This is a genomic window from Prevotella sp. P3-122 (assembly GCF_002251365.1).
GTDB lineage: Bacteria > Bacteroidota > Bacteroidia > Bacteroidales > Bacteroidaceae > Prevotella.
In genome coordinates this window covers 1-18,611 of sequence record NZ_NPJH01000005.1, presented here as the reverse complement: position 1 = coordinate 18,611, position 18,611 = coordinate 1, and the positions used below count along the sequence as shown (strand labels likewise).

Sequence of the window (18,611 nt, the reverse complement as noted above, 5' to 3'; positions counted from 1 at the left end):
TCTGGATATAAGTATCATTGCGACTCATTGTCTCAAAAAGGGTGATTCATGTGTCCAAAAAGCCACGTATGACTGTCAAAATGCGAGGCAAACAAAATATTTTTGCGCAAAATGTTGCCTGATAAAATAAAAATTACTATTTTTGCTCAATAATATAAACTATTTGATATTAACAATTGACAAAATGGAAAAGATTGATAATCTCGATCGTAAGATTCTGAGCATTCTCTCAAAGAACGCCAGGATACCTTTCAAGGACGTGGCTGCTGAATGTGGAGTATCAAGGGCTGCCATCCATCAGAGAGTACAGCACCTCATAGAAAATGGCATCATTACAGGTAGCGGCTTCGACGTTAATCCTAAATGTCTTGGCTACAGCACCTGCACATACGTAGGGCTTAACCTTGAGAGGGGCTCCATGTACAAGGATGTCGTTCAGAGGTTGCTAAACATTCCAGAGATTGTGGAATGTCATTTCACTACCGGCCCATACACCATGCTTGTAAAGCTCTATGCACGCGACAACGAGCAGCTTATGGACTTGCTCAACAACAAGATGCAGGGCATACCAGGAGTTGTGTCTACAGAGACTCTTATCTCACTCGAGCAGAGCATCAAGCGTGAGATACCCGTACACTTGGAAGAACAACTTTAGCATAGTAAGCTCAAGAGCATAAACAATGCAGGATTTCGATTTATCGTCGCATCTTGACAATATCTATGCGACATTCCCTCAGGCTAATCACCGACCGGTGATTGGCCTTACAGCCAATTATACCTCACCAGATGCCTCGTTGCGCGACTTTTATTACCGTCAGGTAGTAAGGGCCGGAGGCGTGCCTATCATCATTCCGCCTGTTGCCGACAAACATGTCATCATTAACACTCTCGACAGTCTCGACGGAATAATCCTCACAGGTGGCGCAGACTACAATCCTCTTTGGGCTGGCGAGGAACCTTCTGAACATCTGCATGGTATAAACGCAGAACGGGACTTGCCGGAGTTGCTGCTCACACGACTGGCATACGACCGACAAATACCCATGCTCGGCATCTGCCGTGGCATGCAGACCCTCGCCATGGCTCTTGGCGGAAAGGTGATGCAGGACATAGGCGAGAATGTCAGCAAACCAATCAGGCATAGCCAGGATGCCGCACGCGAAGAGTGTACACACTCGGTAATCCTCGACGAAGGTTCCATTATACGCTCCATCTATGGCAAGGAGAAAATCTTCGTAAACTCATTCCATCATCAGGCCGTTGCCGATGGCGGCACCATGCTCACCATAACGGCAAGGGCTGCCGATGGGGTAGCGGAGGCTCTTCAGAGCAGCTGTCATAAAAGCATACTCGGAGTACAATGGCATCCAGAATGTCTTGGTGAGGACGGACTGCCAATATTCAAATGGATAGTCAGGGAAGCCACCAACTTCTCTGTTGCCAAAAGGCTTCACGACCGTATACTCACCCTCGACACACATTGCGATACCCCAATGTTCTTTCCACAGGGAATCACCTTCGACCAGCGTGATCCACGCATACTCGTAGACCTGCACAAAATGACGGAGGGAAGGCTTGATGCCGTCACTATGGTTGCATATCTTCCACAGCCGAAGATTGGCGAGACTTTCAGCAGCAAGGTTGCCTTCGACGTTACAGGTCCTGCCGCATACGCCGACCTTATATTCGACAAGATAGAGACCATCGTCAACAACAACAGCCGCTACCTGAGCATAGCGCGCACACCAGCCGACCTGTATGGTGACAAGCGCAAGGGACGCAAGTCCATAATGCTCGGAATAGAGAACGGTCTGGCACTGGAGGGACATTTGGCCAACGTCAAGCATTTCGCACAGCGGGGTGTGGTCTATATAACGCTTTGTCACAACGGCGACAACGATATCTGTGACTCGGCAAGAGGATGCAACACACATAACGGTGTATCGTCGTTTGGAGAGAAAGTGATAAGGGAAATGAATGCTAACGGCATAATGGTTGACCTCAGCCATGCTGCCGAGAAGAGCTTCTACGATGCGCTGGACATCAGCGACACGCCAATCGTTTGCAGCCACTCCAACTGCCGTGCGCTTTGCGACCATCCGCGTAATCTCACAGATGACCAGCTGCGTGCTCTCGCTGCCAAAGGAGGTGTAGCGCACATAACTCTTTATAATGGTTTTCTCAAGCTGCAGGGCGAGGCCGACATCTACGATGCTATGGCACATCTGGAGCATGCAATAGAAATAATGGGAATAGACCACGTGGGCATAGGAACCGATTTCGATGGTGACGGAGGCATACGTGGACTTGCCGACTCATCAGAGCTCATCAACTTCACCCTGCAACTGTTGCGCAACAAATACGACGAGCAGGACATAGCAAAGATATGGGGAGGCAATTGGCTAAGAGTTATGGCACAAGTTCAGAGTAGGGGACAGCAATAGCAAGCTAACAAGTACCGGAAACAGATAATAGGAGATAAACGACTATACAACAACGATGAAAAGAAAATATATGTATGGATTATTGGCTCTAATCATAGCTTCCATCATAGGATGGAATGTGTGGCCATCACCAGCAAACAGCTATTCAGAAGAGGAAGAGACGGAGAACGTACAGCCAGCAGGCCCCGACTTCAATGCCGACTCAGCCTATGCCTTCGTGCAAAGCCAATGTGACTTCGGTCCACGCTATATGAACAGCGAGGGACACGAGAAGTGCGCGCAATGGATAATGGATAAGTTTAAGGAGTATGGCTGCAAGGTGACAAGCCAGAAGGCTGACTTACGTGGATATGACGGAACCATACTGAAAAGCACCAACATAATGGCAAGCTACAACCCGGAGGCAACAACAAGGGTCATGCTATGCGCACACTGGGACAGCAGGCCATGGGCTGACAACGACCCCGACAGCAACAACTGGAAGAAGCCCATCATTGCAGCCAACGACGCAGCAAGTGGGGTAGGGGTGATGATAGAGCTTGCCCGTATCATCAAGGACAGCAAACTGCCTTTAGGTGTCGACTTTGTATGCTTCGATGCCGAGGACTGGGGAATACCACAATGGTCGGAACAGGAAGACCCTGGAGATACATGGGCTCTTGGCGCGCAATATTTTTCAACTAACCTTCCTGACGGATATGCTCCCCGCTATGGCATATTGCTTGACATGGTTGGAGGCATAGGCTCCAAATTCTACAAAGAGGGCATGTCGATGCAGTATGCCCCGGAGATAGTAAAGAAGGTATGGAAGGCTGCAAGACAGATAGGCTATGGCAGCTTCTTCCCAGACATGGAGGGAGGAATGATAACCGACGACCATATACCCGTAAACCAGAATGCCAATATCCCCTGCATAGACATCATTCCCTATTTCCCTGACTGCGAGCAGAGCAGCTTCGGACCTACATGGCACACCTTGGCAGACAACATGGACAACATAGACAGAAACACTCTGAAGGCCGTGGGACAGACCATGGTACAGGTGTTGTTTACAGAATAGAAAATTATCCTGAGGCGGGTTCTATCGGAACTCGCCTTATAATTGTCCTGACTCCACCTGCAGGACAATTCTTTCCGTAAGCCTGTCCACCCCCTGCGCATCATAGTCTTTCTTCAGGCTTGCTCCGAAACACCATGCAAACGCCTGATAGAATCCTGCCTTCACGGGACCCAGGAACGCCTGGATAAGATTATATGAGTTGCTGTTGCACTCACGGTATATAAGCTTTATGAGCAGTTTTCCCTGCGAGTAGCTGAGCTTCTTCATTCTTGGCGTATACTCTTTCTTTATGCTATTCTCCACAAGTTTCATATGCTCGTCCTTGGCTTTCTTGTTAGGCAGTGTCTCAAGATACTCGTATGTCTCAATGATAATCTTGTTCACCTCCTTGGCTATGGGCAGCACTTTCTTGACATTGTATACAAGCCTGTTGTACGCAGCACGCTGTTTGGCATTCTGAAACGTTGGGGTAGGGTATACATATACATTGTTCAACTCAACATACTGTATGGAGTCGTTGTCTACAAAAGCCTTTCCCATCCTCACCATCGGCACAAACGTAGGGTTGTCCATGTCAACAATCCTGTCCTCAGGATTGACACGGATGCTGTTCTTCACCTGTGCTGATGCCATAACAGACAAAGACGTAAGCAACGATAATATGTATAAGCGTATATAGGACATTCTGAACAGCAAAATTACACCTTTTCATAAAACCAGCAAAATAATAATGTAAAATAACTTGTTTTTTTCGTTCTTTTATATTATGTTTGCAGCACAATTATTATCATGGGCTATGAAAACACCGATTTTCATCATCATACTGTTAATGGTTGCCACACGGGCGTATGCGCAGGGAACGCATGATACGCTTGATGACCCGTTCCTGAAATTGGAGGACCTTGACGGAGCGGAGTCGGAAGACTGGACAATAACTTATGAGGAACTGAGCGACCTTGCCGAGAACAAGATAGACATCAATAATGCCAGTGAAGACGACCTCTTGCGGCTGCCATTCCTTAGCGGACAGCAAGTGATGGACATACAGGAATATCTTTACCGCTACGGTGCCATACGCTCGGCTGCCGAGCTGATGATGATACCATCCATAGACTACAACACCCGTCAGATGCTTGTGCGGTGTATTTACTTCGGAGACAACAGCAGTCGGAAACGCTTTCCCTCGGTCGACTCCATAATAAGGAAAGGACGCAATGAGATAATGGCCACTGCCCACATACCGCTTTACGAGCGGGAGGGTGACAAGAACGGCTATCTGGGTTATCAGTACAAACATTGGATTAGATACCAGTTCACATACGGCAAGTGGATAAAGGCAGGCATCATGGCATCGCAGGATGCAGGCGAGCCGTTCTTTGCCGGGAAAAACAAGTGGGGCTACGACTATGTGTCGCCATATTTCCTCATGCGCGACTGCGGCAAGCTCAAGGCACTTGCCTTGGGTCGCTACCGCCTGAGGTTCGGTATGGGAATAGTGATGAACAGCAGTTTCTCCCTTGGCAAGCAGGCATCCATCAGCTCTCTCGGCCATTCGTCACAAGGCATTTTCGCCCATTCCTCACGTCAGGAATACAACTATATGCAGGGTGCGGCGGCAACGGTGGAGGCTGTCAGGCATCTTGACCTGACGGGATTTGTATCGTACAGGAAAATCGACGCTACGCTGAACAATGATGACAACAGCATATCAACAATCCTGAAGACAGGCTACCACAGAACCATCAGCGAGATGTCAAGAAGAAGAAATGCCTCACAGACCATTGCTGGAGGAAATGTCCGATACCATAACAACGGTTTCCATCTTGGTGCAACAGGCTACTACACAACGTTTGACAAGATGCTGCGACCTGACACTTCAAGGCTGTACAAACGCTACTCTCCACAAGGCAGGCAATTTTGGAATATAGGAATAGACTATGGATATACGAGCAGAAGGCTGACCATAAGAGGAGAAACGGCAACCGGTGACTGTGGTGCAATAGCGACTATCAACAGCGCAAGCCTGATGTTGGGAAACAGACTCTCCGTAATGGCCATACAGAGGTTCTACTCATATAAATACTACTCCCTGATGTCATCCAGCTTTTGCGAAGGTTCATCTGTACAGAACGAGAGCGGAATATGCGTGGGAATGAACTGGGCGGTACTGCGGCTGCTGTCGTTGTCAAGCTATTTGGACTATGCCTACTTCCCATGGCCACGCTATCTCATAACAGGAACCTCACGCACTTTCGACATGCAGCACACAGCAACGTGGACTAAAGGCTCATGGGACATTACTGCACGCTACAGACTGAAAACATGGAATAGGGACAACAGCGAGACCCATAGTCTTGACAGAGTGACTCAGCACAGGGCAAGGCTCGCCATTACCAACAACAACAAACTTTGGCTGTCAAGAACGCAATGTGACATAAGTCTATACAACCAGAATGGAACGAGCAAGGGATATATGATTAGCCAGCAAGCAGGCATACGGACGAAAACATTGCAACTGTATGCCTCTGTGGCATATTTCAACACTGACGACTACAACTCCAGGGTATACGCCTACGAGCGTTCAACCCTCTATACGCTTTCCTTCCCCATGCTCCATGGCAACGGACTAAGGGCCATGGCGTCACTAAGGGCAGACATAGGAAAAAACCTTATGATAATAGCCAAAGCCGGAACAACTCATTATTTCGACAGGGACGTGGTAGGCTCAGGACTGCAGGCCATAAACAGCAATACCATAACCGACATAGATATACAAGTGAGATGGAGACTATGAACATTGCTCAAGCTTCTGTCATGAGCAAGTAGCCATTGATGCACAACAGCGACACTACCGTCAGCAGATATGCGCCCAATACCATCCATGGAGTACGGTCGGTAGTGAACAATATGTTCCTGCCTGAAAGCAGGGCTATGGCAATACGTGCAAGGGTATATCCGAGAATGGAGCCACAGATGATGTCACCAGGAAAATGCACACCAAGATATATTCTTGAATAGCACAGCGTCACGGCAAATATTATGAATACAGCCCTTGCTATCCTTGAGCGGAATATATGGCACAGCCATGTCGCTATGCCCACGATGTTTGTGGCATGTCCGGACACAAAGCCGTAACGGCCACCACGATAACCGTTTACATAGTTGAGAGACTCGGAAATAGTGCTGTCGTGTGACGGGCGCAGCCTTTCCACAAATGGTTTTATCAATCCCGATGACGTCTGGTCAAGAACAAGTATCAACAAGACTATAGACACCATAAGCAGCAGCCTGTGACGATTGTCGGAAGGATGCCATATCCATAGGGTGAACAGCAGAATAGTTATGAGGGGTATCCAGCACGACAGATTGGTGTAATAGTACCAGAACATATCAAATGACGTATGCTCACGGAACGTCAACGTCAGCATCAACGCCTTATCTGTATTCACAAGAAAAGCCGTTAGGGTGGTGCTCATGGCAACGCTGCAAACAAGTATTATGACAGCAGATATCAACAGGTATTGTGTTCTTGAAAACTTCATTTATGGTCCCATCTTCACATTTCGGATGCAAATATATGGATAATTTTTGATATTTTTAATTAAATGAGGAGTTTATATCATATATTTTGTGTAAGTTTGCAGAAAATAACTAATAATAATAGTAAATATATGGCTAACTACAATATACGGGAACTTCAAGTGAGAATACTCGGAATATTATTGGAATTCGACAAGGTATGCAAGGAACATGGACTTCGCTATTGCATATGCGGAGGAACAATGATTGGCGCAGTACGTCACAAAGGATTTATCCCATGGGATGATGACCTCGATGTGTCCATGCCACGTCCAGACTATGAGAAGCTTATTGCCCACTGTCATGAATGGCTGCCCAAGCAGTTTGAGTTTGTGTGTGCAGAGAATGACCCAAACTACCCACTTCCATTCGGAAAGATACAGGATGCCTCCACAACGCTCATCGAGCGCAAGCACCTTTACTACCTTGGCGGATGCTATATAGACATATTCCCATACGACGCATACCCAGACAATGCTTTGGCACGGCGCTGGCAATGCATAAAATACCACTATCTGAAACAATGCCTGTATCTTGTCCATCGTGATCCTTTCCGCCATGGGCATGGCCCAAGCTGCTGGATTCCATTACTGGTTCGGAAGATACACTCCATGGCAGGACTGCAGAAGAGCATAAGGAAGGTGCTGAATGCCTACGACTACAACACGTGCAACCTGGCGGCAAGCTATACCGACGGGTACAAGAAAATTCTTCCAAAACATATCGTTGACGAATACTGTCCCTATACTTTCGAGGGACATACCGTTATGGGTATCAAGAATTATGATACCTATCTCAAATGCATGTACGGAGACTATATGACCATACCTCCCATAGAGAAGCGCATTCAACACAACTTCTACTATCTCGACCTGCATACTCCATATAGGGAATATAAGAAAGCTAATAAAGACTAAAAGTATTTTTTTTATAGGAGATGTCATCAAAATACATTATCTTTGCAAAATAAATCATTATATATAAATAGGTATAAGTACAAATGGAATACAATTTCAGAGACATTGAGAAGAAATGGCAAAAACGATGGGTGGAGAACAAGACCTATCGTGTAACAGAGGACAAGGACAAGGAGAAATTCTACGTGCTCAACATGTTCCCTTATCCATCGGGAGCAGGACTGCACGTTGGCCATCCTCTCGGATATATTACCAGCGACATATACGCACGCTACAAGAGACTGCAGGGCTTCAACGTGCTCAACCCTATGGGCTACGATGCCTACGGACTGCCTGCCGAGCAATATGCCATACAGACAGGACAGCATCCGGAGAAGACTACCGTCACAAACATCAACCGCTACCGCGAGCAGCTCGACAAGATAGGCTTCTCATTCGACTGGGACCGTGAGGTACGCACATGCGACCCGACATACTACAAGTGGACGCAATGGGCTTTCCAGAAGATGTTCAACTCCTACTATTGCACATCATGCCAGAAGGCTAAGCCTATAGAGCGACTGATAAACTATTTCGCAGAGAATGGATCAAAAGACCTGCATGTGGCTCAGAGCGAGGAACTGAACTTCACAGCTGAGGAATGGAACGCCATGAGCGAGAAGGAGCAGCAGCAGGTGTTGATGAACTACCGTATTGCTTACCTTGGCGAGACCATGGTTAACTGGTGTCCAGGACTTGGCACTGTGCTTGCCAACGACGAGGTTGTTGATGGTGTGAGCGAGCGTGGCGGCTTCCCTGTGGTTCAGAAGAAGATGAAACAATGGTGCCTGCGTGTGAGCGCATACTCACAGCGACTTCTCGACGGTCTGGAGACTGTTGAATGGACAGACTCCATCAAAGAGACACAGCGCAACTGGATAGGCCGATCTGAGGGTACGGAGATGCAGTTCCGCATAGATGGTACAGACGAGACTTTCACCATCTTCACCACACGTGCAGATACCATATTTGGTGTGACATTCATGGTCCTTGCTCCCGAGAGCGAACTGGTACAGAAACTTACAACTGAGGAACAGAAGGCTGAGGTTGACGAATACCTTGCATACGTTAAGAAGCGTACCGAGCTCGACCGCATGAGCGACCGCAAGGTTACGGGTGTCTTCTCTGGCTCGTATGCCATCAATCCCTTCACAGGCGACAAAATACCGGTATGGATTTCCGAATATGTTCTTGCCGGATATGGTACAGGTGCCATCATGGCTGTTCCTGCCCACGACTCTCGCGACTATGCCTTTGCCAAGCATTTCGGCCTGCCTGTCATTCCTCTTATCGAGGGTGCTGACGTGAGCGAGGAGAGCTTCGATGCCAAGGAAGGCACCGTATGCAACTCACCTGTGGCAGGCAAGGAGTCGCTCAACGGCTTCTCATTGAACGGCCTGAGCGTAAAGGAGGCTATCGCTGCCACAAAGAAGTTTGTCACCGAGCACAACCTCGGACGCGTAAAGGTGAACTACCGCCTGCGCGATGCCATATTCTCACGTCAGCGTTACTGGGGAGAGCCGTTCCCGGTATATTACAAGGACGGCATGCCTTACATGATACCTGAGGAGTGTCTGCCTCTTGAGCTTCCCGAGATAGACAAGTATGAGCCTACAGAGACTGGCGAGCCACCGTTGGGAAGGGCAAAGGTATGGGCTTGGGACACTAAGGAGAACAAGGTTGTTGACAAGCAGCTCATAGACAACGATACTGTATTCCCATTGGAACTGTTCACCATGCCTGGCTTTGCAGGTAGCTCCGCATACTACCTGCGATATATGGATCCTAAGGACAACGAGGCTCTCGTGGCTAAGGACATAGACGAATACTGGCAGAACGTTGACCTCTACGTAGGTGGTACCGAGCATGCCACTGGTCACCTTATATACTCCCGCTTCTGGAACAAGTTCCTCTTCGACTACGGAGTGAGCTGCAAGGAAGAGCCATTCCAGAAACTCGTAAACCAGGGTATGATACAGGGCCGCTCCAACTTTGTATATCGCATAAACAGCGACGACCACTCAAAGGCTCCCGTATTCGTGTCGGCAGGTCTGAAAGACCAGTACGAGACTACTCCAATACACGTTGATGTCAACATCGTGCAGAACGACATTCTCGACATCGATACCTTCAAGGCATGGCGACCGGAATACAACAATGCCGAATTTATACTGGAAGACGGAAAGTATGTATGCGGATGGGCCGTTGAGAAGATGTCGAAGTCGATGTTCAACGTTGTCAATCCCGACATGATAGTAGAGAAATACGGTGCTGACACACTGCGTCTGTACGAGATGTTCCTCGGTCCGGTAGAACAGTCGAAGCCATGGGACACCAACGGCATTGACGGCTGTCACCGTTTCCTCAAGAAACTGTGGGGACTCTACTTCGGCAGGGCAGAGGGCGAGGTTCTGATAAACGACGATGAGCCTTCAAAGGAAAGTCTGAAGAGCCTTCACAAGCTCATAAAGAAGGTTAGCCACGACATAGAGCATTTCTCATACAACACATCCATCTCGGCATTCATGATAGCCGTAGGCGAGTTCTCTCAGCAGAAATGTCATTGCCGTGAGGTTCTGAAGCCTCTCGCCATACTGCTTGCCCCATTTGCTCCACACATAGCTGAGGAGTTGTGGGAGACCCTTGGCGGCGAGGGCAGCATCTGCGATGCCTCATGGCCACAGTACGACGAGCAGATGCTTGTAGAGAATGAGATGCAGCTTACAATAAGCTTCAACGGCAAGGCACGCTACCAGATGACATCCCCCGCCGATGCCTCAAACGATGATGTACAGAAGGCTGTGCTCGCAGATGAGAGAGCAGCCAAATACATCGACGGCAAGCAGGTTGTCAAGGTCATCGTTGTGCCGAAGAAGATTGTTAATGTGGTAATCAAGTGATAGTATAGGGGATAGATGAGATAGAGAAGATAGACGAGATAGATATTTTAGAAAATAATCTATCTTCTCTATCTCATCTATCTTCTCTATCTAGTCTATCTCATCTATCTCATCTATCTGCTCTATCTCGTCTAATTCCTCTATAACATCTAAAAAACAAAAAAGTATGACCAGGCAAGATATCATCTATGAAATAAAGGACTATTTCTACATTACTTTAGGACTACTCCTTTACACATTCGGTTTCACAGTATTCCTGCTACCATACGAGATTGTAACCGGAGGAATAGCAGGTATTGGCGCAATAGTATTCTACAGTACAGGATTTCCTGTACAGTACACTTTCTTTATCATCAATGCCGTACTTATCATATTGGCACTGAAAACTCTTGGCTGGAAATTTCTTACCAAGACCATCTATGCCACCATTATGCTCACCATAATGCTTGAGGTGGCACAGACTTTCACAATACAAGCCGATGGTACTTTCCATAAACTGCTTGGCGAGAACAACGACTTCATGTCGCTTGTCATTGGATGTACCATCACCGGAACGGCACTCGCCACAGTATTCCTAAACAACGGCAGTACTGGCGGTACCGACATTGTTGCGGCTGTCCTCAACAAGTTCCACAACATTTCACTTGGCAAGGCACTTATCATCGTTGACTTCTGTATCATCGGAAGCTGTATCTTCGTAGACTCTTTCGGAACAGTCGACTTGCGCTTCCGCAAGGTGGTATTTGGTTTATGTACTATGCTCATAGAATGTCTGATGCTCGACTACGTAATGTATTGGCAGAGACAGTCTGTACAGTTTCTTATTTTTTCCAAGAAATATCAGGAAATAGCATACGCCATTAGTCGCACTACCGACCATACATTGACCATCCTCGACGGGCATGGTTTTTGGACAGGAAAGCCCACAAAGGTTCTTTGCCTATTGGCAAAAAAGCGTGAGAGCGTACATATATTCCGCCTGATTAAGCAGATAGACCCCAACGCCTTCGTAAGCCAAAGCTCTGTAATAGGTGTATATGGAGAAGGTTTCGACGAAATGAAAGTAAAAATTAAACCTTCAAATAAAGAAACAATAACAACTGTCAACAATGAAAATAATATTAGCAACAAACAACGAGCATAAACTCTCAGAGATACGCTCAATATTCGACAAGGACATAGAGGTGTTGTCAATGAAAGATGTAGGCATTGACACAGACATAGAGGAAAATGGAGAAACTATTTTTGAAAATTCCAGAATTAAGGCAGTATACGTAACAACAGAGCTGAAAAAGAAGAATTTTCCATTTCCCTATACTGTTATATCCGATGATACGGGACTCATGGTAGAGGCACTTAATGGTGAGCCGGGCGTATATTCTGCAAGATATGCTGGAGGAGAAGGCCACGACAGCGAGGCAAACATGCAGTTGCTGCTCAAGAAATTAAACGGATGTGAGAACCGTAAGGCACATTTCAGCACAATAATAACACTAATAGAGGAAAAAGCCAGTTTTCTCTCACACATGATGTTTTTCGAGGGAAGAGTTGATGGAACCATCCTCAAGGAGAAACATGGTACCGAAGGCTTCGGTTACGACCCGATATTCCAGCCGGATGGCTACGACTGTTCATTTGCTGAGCTGGGAATAGATCTAAAAAACAAAATATCCCATAGGGCAATAGCCATTGGCAAGGTGGCAGAATATCTTGCTAAAAAGTAAATATAAAATCCATAAAATAATATTTCAATATATGATGACGGGTAGTAGAAAACTTGGCAAGAACATACTAATGGCACTCATAATGATGTTGTTTCCCTATACCTATACCAATGCTGCTGGCATAGGTACATGGAGAAACTATCTGTCATATCATGATGTGACACAGATTGAGAAGGCCAACAATAATATGCTGTACGTACTTGCATCAAATGGACTTTACTCGTACAATACCAACGACCACAGCCTTCAGACCTTTGACAAGACAAACGTACTGTCCGACTGCGAAATATTATTCATAAAATGGAATACGAGCGCAAAGAGACTCTTAATAGTTTATTCCAACGGAAACATTGATATTATGGATAATAGTGCCAATGTAATAAACATTTCCGACTATTATACAAAATCAATGACAGAAGACAAGACTGTCAATGATATATATATGTATGGCAAATATGCCATGATGGCAACAGGATTTGGCATTGTACAGATAAATATTTCCGACTGTGAGATTAGCAATACATACAATCTGGGCTTCAATGTCAACTACTGCTACGTACAGAACAATACTCTCTATGCGGCGTCTAAGACTAAGGGCATCTACAAGTGTCCTATGACTGACAATCTGCTGGATCCAAACAACTGGAAATGGCACTCTGCATACGTTGCTAAACAAACAGAGGAAAACAACGAACTTAAAGAACTCGTATCTGCCCTGCTGCCTGGAGGACCGAAAAACAATAATTTCGGAGACATGAAGTTCTCCAATGGCAAGCTCTACACTTGCGGAGGCAACATTACTGACCGAACGCCAGGCTGCATTCAGGTATGGGACGGCAACGAATGGCAAATCTATCAGGATGACGATATACAGGACATCACGGGATTGCCATATATAGACCTTGTAAGCATAGCCGTTGACCCAACCAACAATAGGCATGTTGCCGTATCGGGACGTATGGGGGTATACGAATTCATGGATGGGAAATTCCATAAACACCATACCGAAGGCAATAGTCCTCTCGTACATGCCGGTACTGTCAAAGACAGCGACCCTAACAAACTATTATATATAATGGCTCAGGCAGTTAACTTTGACAATTCTGGCAACTTATGGACACTAAACAGTATAAGTACTAATAATATAATACTTAAGCTTTCAAATGACTATGAATGGACCACATGGAAGCCCCAGTCGCTTATGTACAACAACAACTACGGACTGGAGAACCTTACCGACATAATGTTTGACAGCCGTGGCCTGATGTGGTTTGTAAACGATTTCTACCGTGTACCTTCCGTTCATTGTTTCCAACCGTCTACTGGTGGCATCAACAGCATTAAGTCATTCGTCAACCAGGATGGCACATCATTGACTATTACTCAGGTAAGATGCGTAGCAGAAGACAAGAATGGCGATATATGGATAGGAACAAACATAGGTCCGCTGCTGCTCAGCCAGAACAGCATAAGCGAGGAAAATCCTATTTTTACCCAAGTAAAGGTTCCAAGAAACGATGGCACCAACTATGCAGACTATCTGCTCTCTGGCGTTGACATATCATGCATGGCTGTGGATGGTGGAAACAGAAAATGGTTCGGTACATACAACAATGGCGTTTACCTCATCAGCGATGACAACATAGAGCAGGTTCAGCATTTCACGGCCGAGAACAGCGAACTGCTATCAAACAATATACTCTCGATGGCCATCAACGACGTCTCTGGTGAAGTGTTCTTCGGCACAGACAAGGGTCTATGCTCCTATATGAGTGACGCCACTGCCGCAGCCGGGGAAATGGAAAAAGACAACGTATATGCTTACCCTAATCCTGTTAAACCTGATTATGCTGGACTGATAACAGTTGTTGGCCTTTCCATGAATGCTGATGTGAAGATCACCACATCCAGTGGAGCACTCGTGGCACAAGGCAAGAGCAATGGTGGTACATTCACTTGGGATGGCAACGACGCAAGCGGCAATCGGGTGGCAAGCGGCGTATATATGGTCATGACAGCCAAGGAGGATGGCAGCAAGGGATGTGTATGCAAAATTGCCATTGTAAACTGATATTCCCAAATATGCAGAAAAAAATCAATCCATACATATTGGCCATAGCGGCAAGCAGCCCTTTCGTGCTTGTGGCCGTATCGCTGATATTGCCGACATTCGATGACTGGAACACTCTGTCGTCTCCCAACTACGACAGCAACTTCATGAAATACTTGCTGCCTTACGGTACAACATGGAGACCCGGAGATGCTATGTTCGGCTACATAAACGCCATCAACAGCAGGCTCTATCCTCTGATTAACCATATTATTATATTCCTCGGGCACCTGGCAAGTACTGCTCTCGTATACAAGATTACGGGAATAGCCGGAATGAGACCTATGGCAAGGAATATGGCAATGGTGTTTTTCTATATCTCACCATGTGTTTGCGGAACTATATTCAGCTGCGACGCACTTAACCAGACATACTCACATCTCTGGGGAATGTTGGCGGTGTACTCATACCTGGTATGTGAAGGCAAAAGGAAATATCTTCTGTGGACGTTGTGCGTTATGCTTGCCGCCCTATCCAAGGATAATGGAATAGCCTGGTCTATTGTACCTCCGATAGTAGCTTTCGCCTTCGGCAAGGAGAACAAGCGTTCAATGGCAAGGAACATCGGCATAGGAATATTGATATTCATAAGCTACGTTCTTATAAGACTGTCTGTTCCTCATACAGTAATTCATAATGGAAGCCATATTGAGCAGATGCTCAGCTTCGGAAGCAAGATAAAGGGTTTGGCAACATGGATAGGCTACACGTGGATAGCAGCAGACTATATATGCCTGATGCATGAGCCAAGCCGGAATATCCTTTATTTCCTGCTGACAGCACTCATGTCCACGCCTTTCGTTGCAGCATGCTTCCTCGGCAAGCCAAAACTGCTTGTCAGCAAGTCATTCCTGAGCTTGTCAGTGGCAATGATCGTCACGGCATCTGCCAATCTGCTTATAAGCATGAGCATCATGAATGCCTACTGCTCACTTGGAATAGCAGCCATCATTATAGGCTACCTCGTAGACGGAAACCAAAAAAGAGAGAATATATTCAGGAAACTATTCTACCTATATATTATAGCCGCAATAGCCGTAGACGCACATCATTGGTACAAGTCATGGAAGACATCGTTGCCCGCCAAAACTATTGCCGAAGAGATAATAGCCAAGACAGGAAAGAAAGCTGATAATATATACTGTATTCTAGTACACAACGAAAGAAACAAGTTTTCTTCCTTCTGTGTACCTGTCGATGAGGCAGTAGGGTGGGGTGGTGCAATGGTGCATTATAATGGTTACAAATGGCCTAAAATAATTAAGGACACAACCATAAACAGCTCTGACGCTACAAAGGATGTCATACGCAATATAGCCGATAGGGCATTACGCGCGGATTACGAATGTGTATGGGTAATAGGCGAGAACGGAAATATGGTAATAAGAAATACAGGGCAGAAATGAAAAGCATATCAATAATAGTTCCATGCTTTAACGAAGAGGGCAATATAGAACAGCTTTGTAAGAGAATTACAGAGATGACATCGCAGCATACGCAATACTCATGGAAGACAGTATTCGTAGATGATGGCAGCTCCGACCATACAATAGAAAAAATTAAAGCCGAAAGAGAGAAAAACAGCATGTTCGCTCTTATAGCCCTTTCACGTAACTTCGGGAAAGAGGCTGCCATATTGGCTGGGATAGATAACGTATGCTGCGATTGTGCGATAATTATGGACGCAGACCTGCAGCACCCCGTAGACGCTATCCCGCTGATGATTGAGCAATGGGAGAAGGGGTACGACGATGTCTACGCCAAGAGACTATACAGGGGAAAAGAAAGTTGGCTGAGAAAAAAACTCTCGATGGCATACTACAGCATTCTGCAGAAAATGGCTGACATAGACATCCTACCCAATGTTGGCGACTTCCGGCTGCTTGACCGTAAGTGTATAGATGCCCTGAAAGCCATGAGGGAAACACAAAGGTATACGAAAGGATTATATTGCTGGATAGGATACAGAAAAAAAGAAATTATAGTCAACCAGGAAGACCGGACGGAAGGCAAGTCATCGTTCAACTACGTTAGACTCGTCAATCTCGCCATTGAGGGAATAACATCATATACTACTACTCCACTTAGAATGTCAACCTTGTTCGGACTGCTTTCCTCTATAAGTGCATTCATATACATGATATTTGTCTTCGTCAAAACATTACTATTCGGAGAAGCCGTACAGGGGTTCCCCACCATTATAATTATAATACTTTTTCTCGGGGGCATTCAGCTTATTTCCCTTGGAGTAATAGGCGAGTATCTTGCAAGAATATTCCACGAAACAAAACGCAGGCCTAATTATTTCATAAAAGAGATTATGAAATAGTATAAAATAAGACTGGTATTTATATTTAAAAGAAATAAAAATACCAGTCTTAAAAAAAATTCTACTTACTTAGCTCAAGCATCTTTATTATTGGCTTTACGGCCTCTGTAGCTATGTCGGGGTCTACGTTCACTTCTGGCCAGCCGTACTTGAGGGTATTGTATATTTTTTCCAGAGTGTTCATCTTCATGTACTGACACTCATTGCATGAGCACCCGAGCCCACCCTCGCTTATTTCAGGCGGTACGGGATAGAATATAGCATCTGGACATGAGCGTTGCATCTCATGGAGTATTCCAGCCTCAGTGGCAACTATAAATTCTTTCTTAGGATTTGCCTTTGCATATTCAAGCATGGTGGCCGTGCTGCCAACAACGTCGGCCAGTGCAAGAACAGGGCCCTTGCATTCCAAGTGTGCCATAACTACGGCTTCGGGATGCTCTTTCTTAAGTTGCGCTATCGCATCCACAGAGAAACGCTCGTGCACGTGACATCCTCCGTTCCACAGCAGCATCTTCCTTCCTGTCACCTCATTTATATAGCTGCCGAGATTATAGTCCGGACCGAATATATAGTTGTCACCTTCAGGAAGTCTGTCTACAACCTTCTTGGCATTGCCGCTTGTCACTACAACGTCTGTCAATGCCTTCACAGCAGCCGTAGTGTTCACATAGCTTATAACCTTATATCCCGGGTGCTCATCCTTGAATTTCTTCAGGTCTTCAGCCTTGCATGAGTCAGCAAGCGAGCAGCCAGCATTGAGGTCTGGACACAAAACTATCTTGTCTGGTGATAGCAGCTTGCATGTCTCTGCCATGAAGTGTACGCCGCACATCACCATAACCTTCGCGTCTGTCTCGGCAGCTTTGCGGGCAAGGGCGAGCGAGTCGCCTACAAAGTCGGCAACGTCCTGAACATCACCAACGGTATAATAGTGTGCAAGGATGATGGCGTCTTTCTCCTTGCACATCTTCCTTATCTCCGCCTTCAAGTCGAGCGACTTGTCCACTATCTCATCTACGTAGCCTTTGTTTTCCCAATCCTTATTCATATTCCTTTGTTTTCAACAACTGTTTTATTTTTATATTCAATATTCAAAATTTTAAAATGAACAAACAATAAAAAGAAATGCCGTTGATAAGTTGGAAACTTTCTATCCAAAATATTGCATATTTGGTTATCAACATCTACATTTCATTTATTACTATCTTTCATTAATATCTTTATGCTGATTATCATCCATATTACAGAGTTATCAACATTTTCCACTTTCGGTGCAAAGTTAATAAGTTTATATCTTTTTTGGCCAATAATTTGTTGAAAAGTTGGTTAAAACGCCTGTAAAAGCATGTTGATATCCCTATTCTCATTCCACATAAACTGTCTTGTGTTGATAGCTTAAACTTATTAACACCATTTTCCACAACTTTATCCACAACTATACTTTCATAACTTCTTTATCTTATTAACTCTAAACACATTAAGAATTACATAAACTTAAATAAATTA

14 protein-coding genes are annotated in these 18,611 nt (G+C 45.7%); 11 read left to right on the top strand and 3 right to left on the bottom strand.

Annotation, left to right across the window (positions count from 1 at the left end):
- Positions 1-184 precede the first annotated feature (184 nt).
- From CIL02_RS00660 to CIL02_RS00650, 3 genes are read left to right on the top strand one after another with little or no spacing between them, the layout of a single operon-like run.
- Positions 185-655, top strand: a complete 471-nt coding sequence (locus tag CIL02_RS00660; protein ID WP_094398565.1) for an Lrp/AsnC family transcriptional regulator — start codon at positions 185-187, stop codon at positions 653-655.
- A 25-nt stretch (positions 656-680) separates the two neighbouring features.
- Positions 681-2,444, top strand: a complete 1,764-nt coding sequence (locus CIL02_RS00655; RefSeq protein WP_094398564.1) for a membrane dipeptidase — start codon at positions 681-683, stop codon at positions 2,442-2,444.
- 55 nt (positions 2,445-2,499) lie between these two features.
- Positions 2,500-3,504 carry a M28 family peptidase gene (locus CIL02_RS00650; RefSeq protein WP_240513478.1) on the top strand — a complete coding sequence of 335 codons (1,005 nt, stop codon included), beginning with the start codon at positions 2,500-2,502 and terminating at the stop codon, positions 3,502-3,504.
- 36 nt (positions 3,505-3,540) lie between these two features.
- Here CIL02_RS00650 and CIL02_RS00645 read toward each other — a convergent pair whose 3' ends face one another.
- Positions 3,541-4,137: a DUF4294 domain-containing protein gene (locus CIL02_RS00645; protein WP_240513477.1), complete on the bottom strand. Its 597-nt coding sequence runs from the start codon at positions 4,135-4,137 to the stop codon at positions 3,541-3,543.
- A 163-nt stretch (positions 4,138-4,300) separates the two neighbouring features.
- On the opposite strand from CIL02_RS00645, the gene CIL02_RS00640 reads away from it, so the two are divergent.
- The gene (locus CIL02_RS00640; protein WP_170934968.1) at positions 4,301-6,298 is read left to right on the top strand and encodes a helix-hairpin-helix domain-containing protein; all 1,998 of its coding nucleotides are present in this window, start codon (positions 4,301-4,303) and stop codon (positions 6,296-6,298) included.
- Positions 6,299-6,305: 7 nt separating this feature from the next.
- On the opposite strand, the gene CIL02_RS00635 is transcribed toward CIL02_RS00640, so the two are convergent.
- The gene (locus CIL02_RS00635) at positions 6,306-7,046 is read right to left on the bottom strand and encodes a phosphatase PAP2 family protein (RefSeq protein ID WP_094398560.1); all 741 of its coding nucleotides are present in this window, start codon (positions 7,044-7,046) and stop codon (positions 6,306-6,308) included.
- Positions 7,047-7,175: 129 nt separating this feature from the next.
- Here CIL02_RS00635 and CIL02_RS00630 point away from each other — a divergent pair, with 129 nt between their 5' ends.
- The 7 genes from CIL02_RS00630 (at position 7,176) to CIL02_RS00600 (ending at position 17,102) form a co-directional block, all read left to right on the top strand.
- Positions 7,176-8,000 (top strand): phosphorylcholine transferase LicD, encoded by an 825-nt coding sequence (locus tag CIL02_RS00630; protein WP_094398559.1) that lies wholly within the window; start codon positions 7,176-7,178, stop codon positions 7,998-8,000.
- Positions 8,001-8,083: 83 nt separating this feature from the next.
- Positions 8,084-10,939, top strand: coding sequence for a leucine--tRNA ligase (gene leuS, locus CIL02_RS00625; RefSeq protein WP_094398558.1), 2,856 nt, complete (start codon positions 8,084-8,086; stop codon positions 10,937-10,939).
- A 166-nt stretch (positions 10,940-11,105) separates the two neighbouring features.
- Positions 11,106-12,083, top strand: a complete 978-nt coding sequence (locus CIL02_RS00620) for a YitT family protein (RefSeq protein ID WP_094398557.1) — start codon at positions 11,106-11,108, stop codon at positions 12,081-12,083.
- Entirely contained in the window at positions 12,049-12,663 is a 615-nt protein-coding gene (gene rdgB, locus CIL02_RS00615; RefSeq protein ID WP_094398556.1) for an RdgB/HAM1 family non-canonical purine NTP pyrophosphatase, read from the top strand. The genes CIL02_RS00620 and rdgB overlap by 35 nt, the downstream gene beginning before the upstream one ends.
- A 31-nt stretch (positions 12,664-12,694) precedes the next feature.
- Complete coding sequence (locus CIL02_RS00610) at positions 12,695-14,734, top strand: two-component regulator propeller domain-containing protein (protein ID WP_240513476.1); 2,040 nt, start codon at positions 12,695-12,697, stop codon at positions 14,732-14,734.
- Between the two features lie 11 nt (positions 14,735-14,745).
- The gene (locus tag CIL02_RS00605) at positions 14,746-16,179 is read left to right on the top strand and encodes a hypothetical protein (protein ID WP_094398554.1); all 1,434 of its coding nucleotides are present in this window, start codon (positions 14,746-14,748) and stop codon (positions 16,177-16,179) included.
- A complete protein-coding gene (locus tag CIL02_RS00600) occupies positions 16,176-17,102 on the top strand; it encodes a glycosyltransferase family 2 protein (protein ID WP_094398553.1) in 927 nt (308 codons plus the stop codon). The genes CIL02_RS00605 and CIL02_RS00600 overlap by 4 nt, the downstream gene beginning before the upstream one ends.
- A 61-nt stretch (positions 17,103-17,163) precedes the next feature.
- Here the strand turns inward: CIL02_RS00600 and nadA are convergent, their stop codons facing one another.
- A complete protein-coding gene (nadA, locus tag CIL02_RS00595; RefSeq protein WP_094398552.1) occupies positions 17,164-18,153 on the bottom strand; it encodes a quinolinate synthase NadA in 990 nt (329 codons plus the stop codon).
- Positions 18,154-18,611 lie beyond the last annotated feature (458 nt).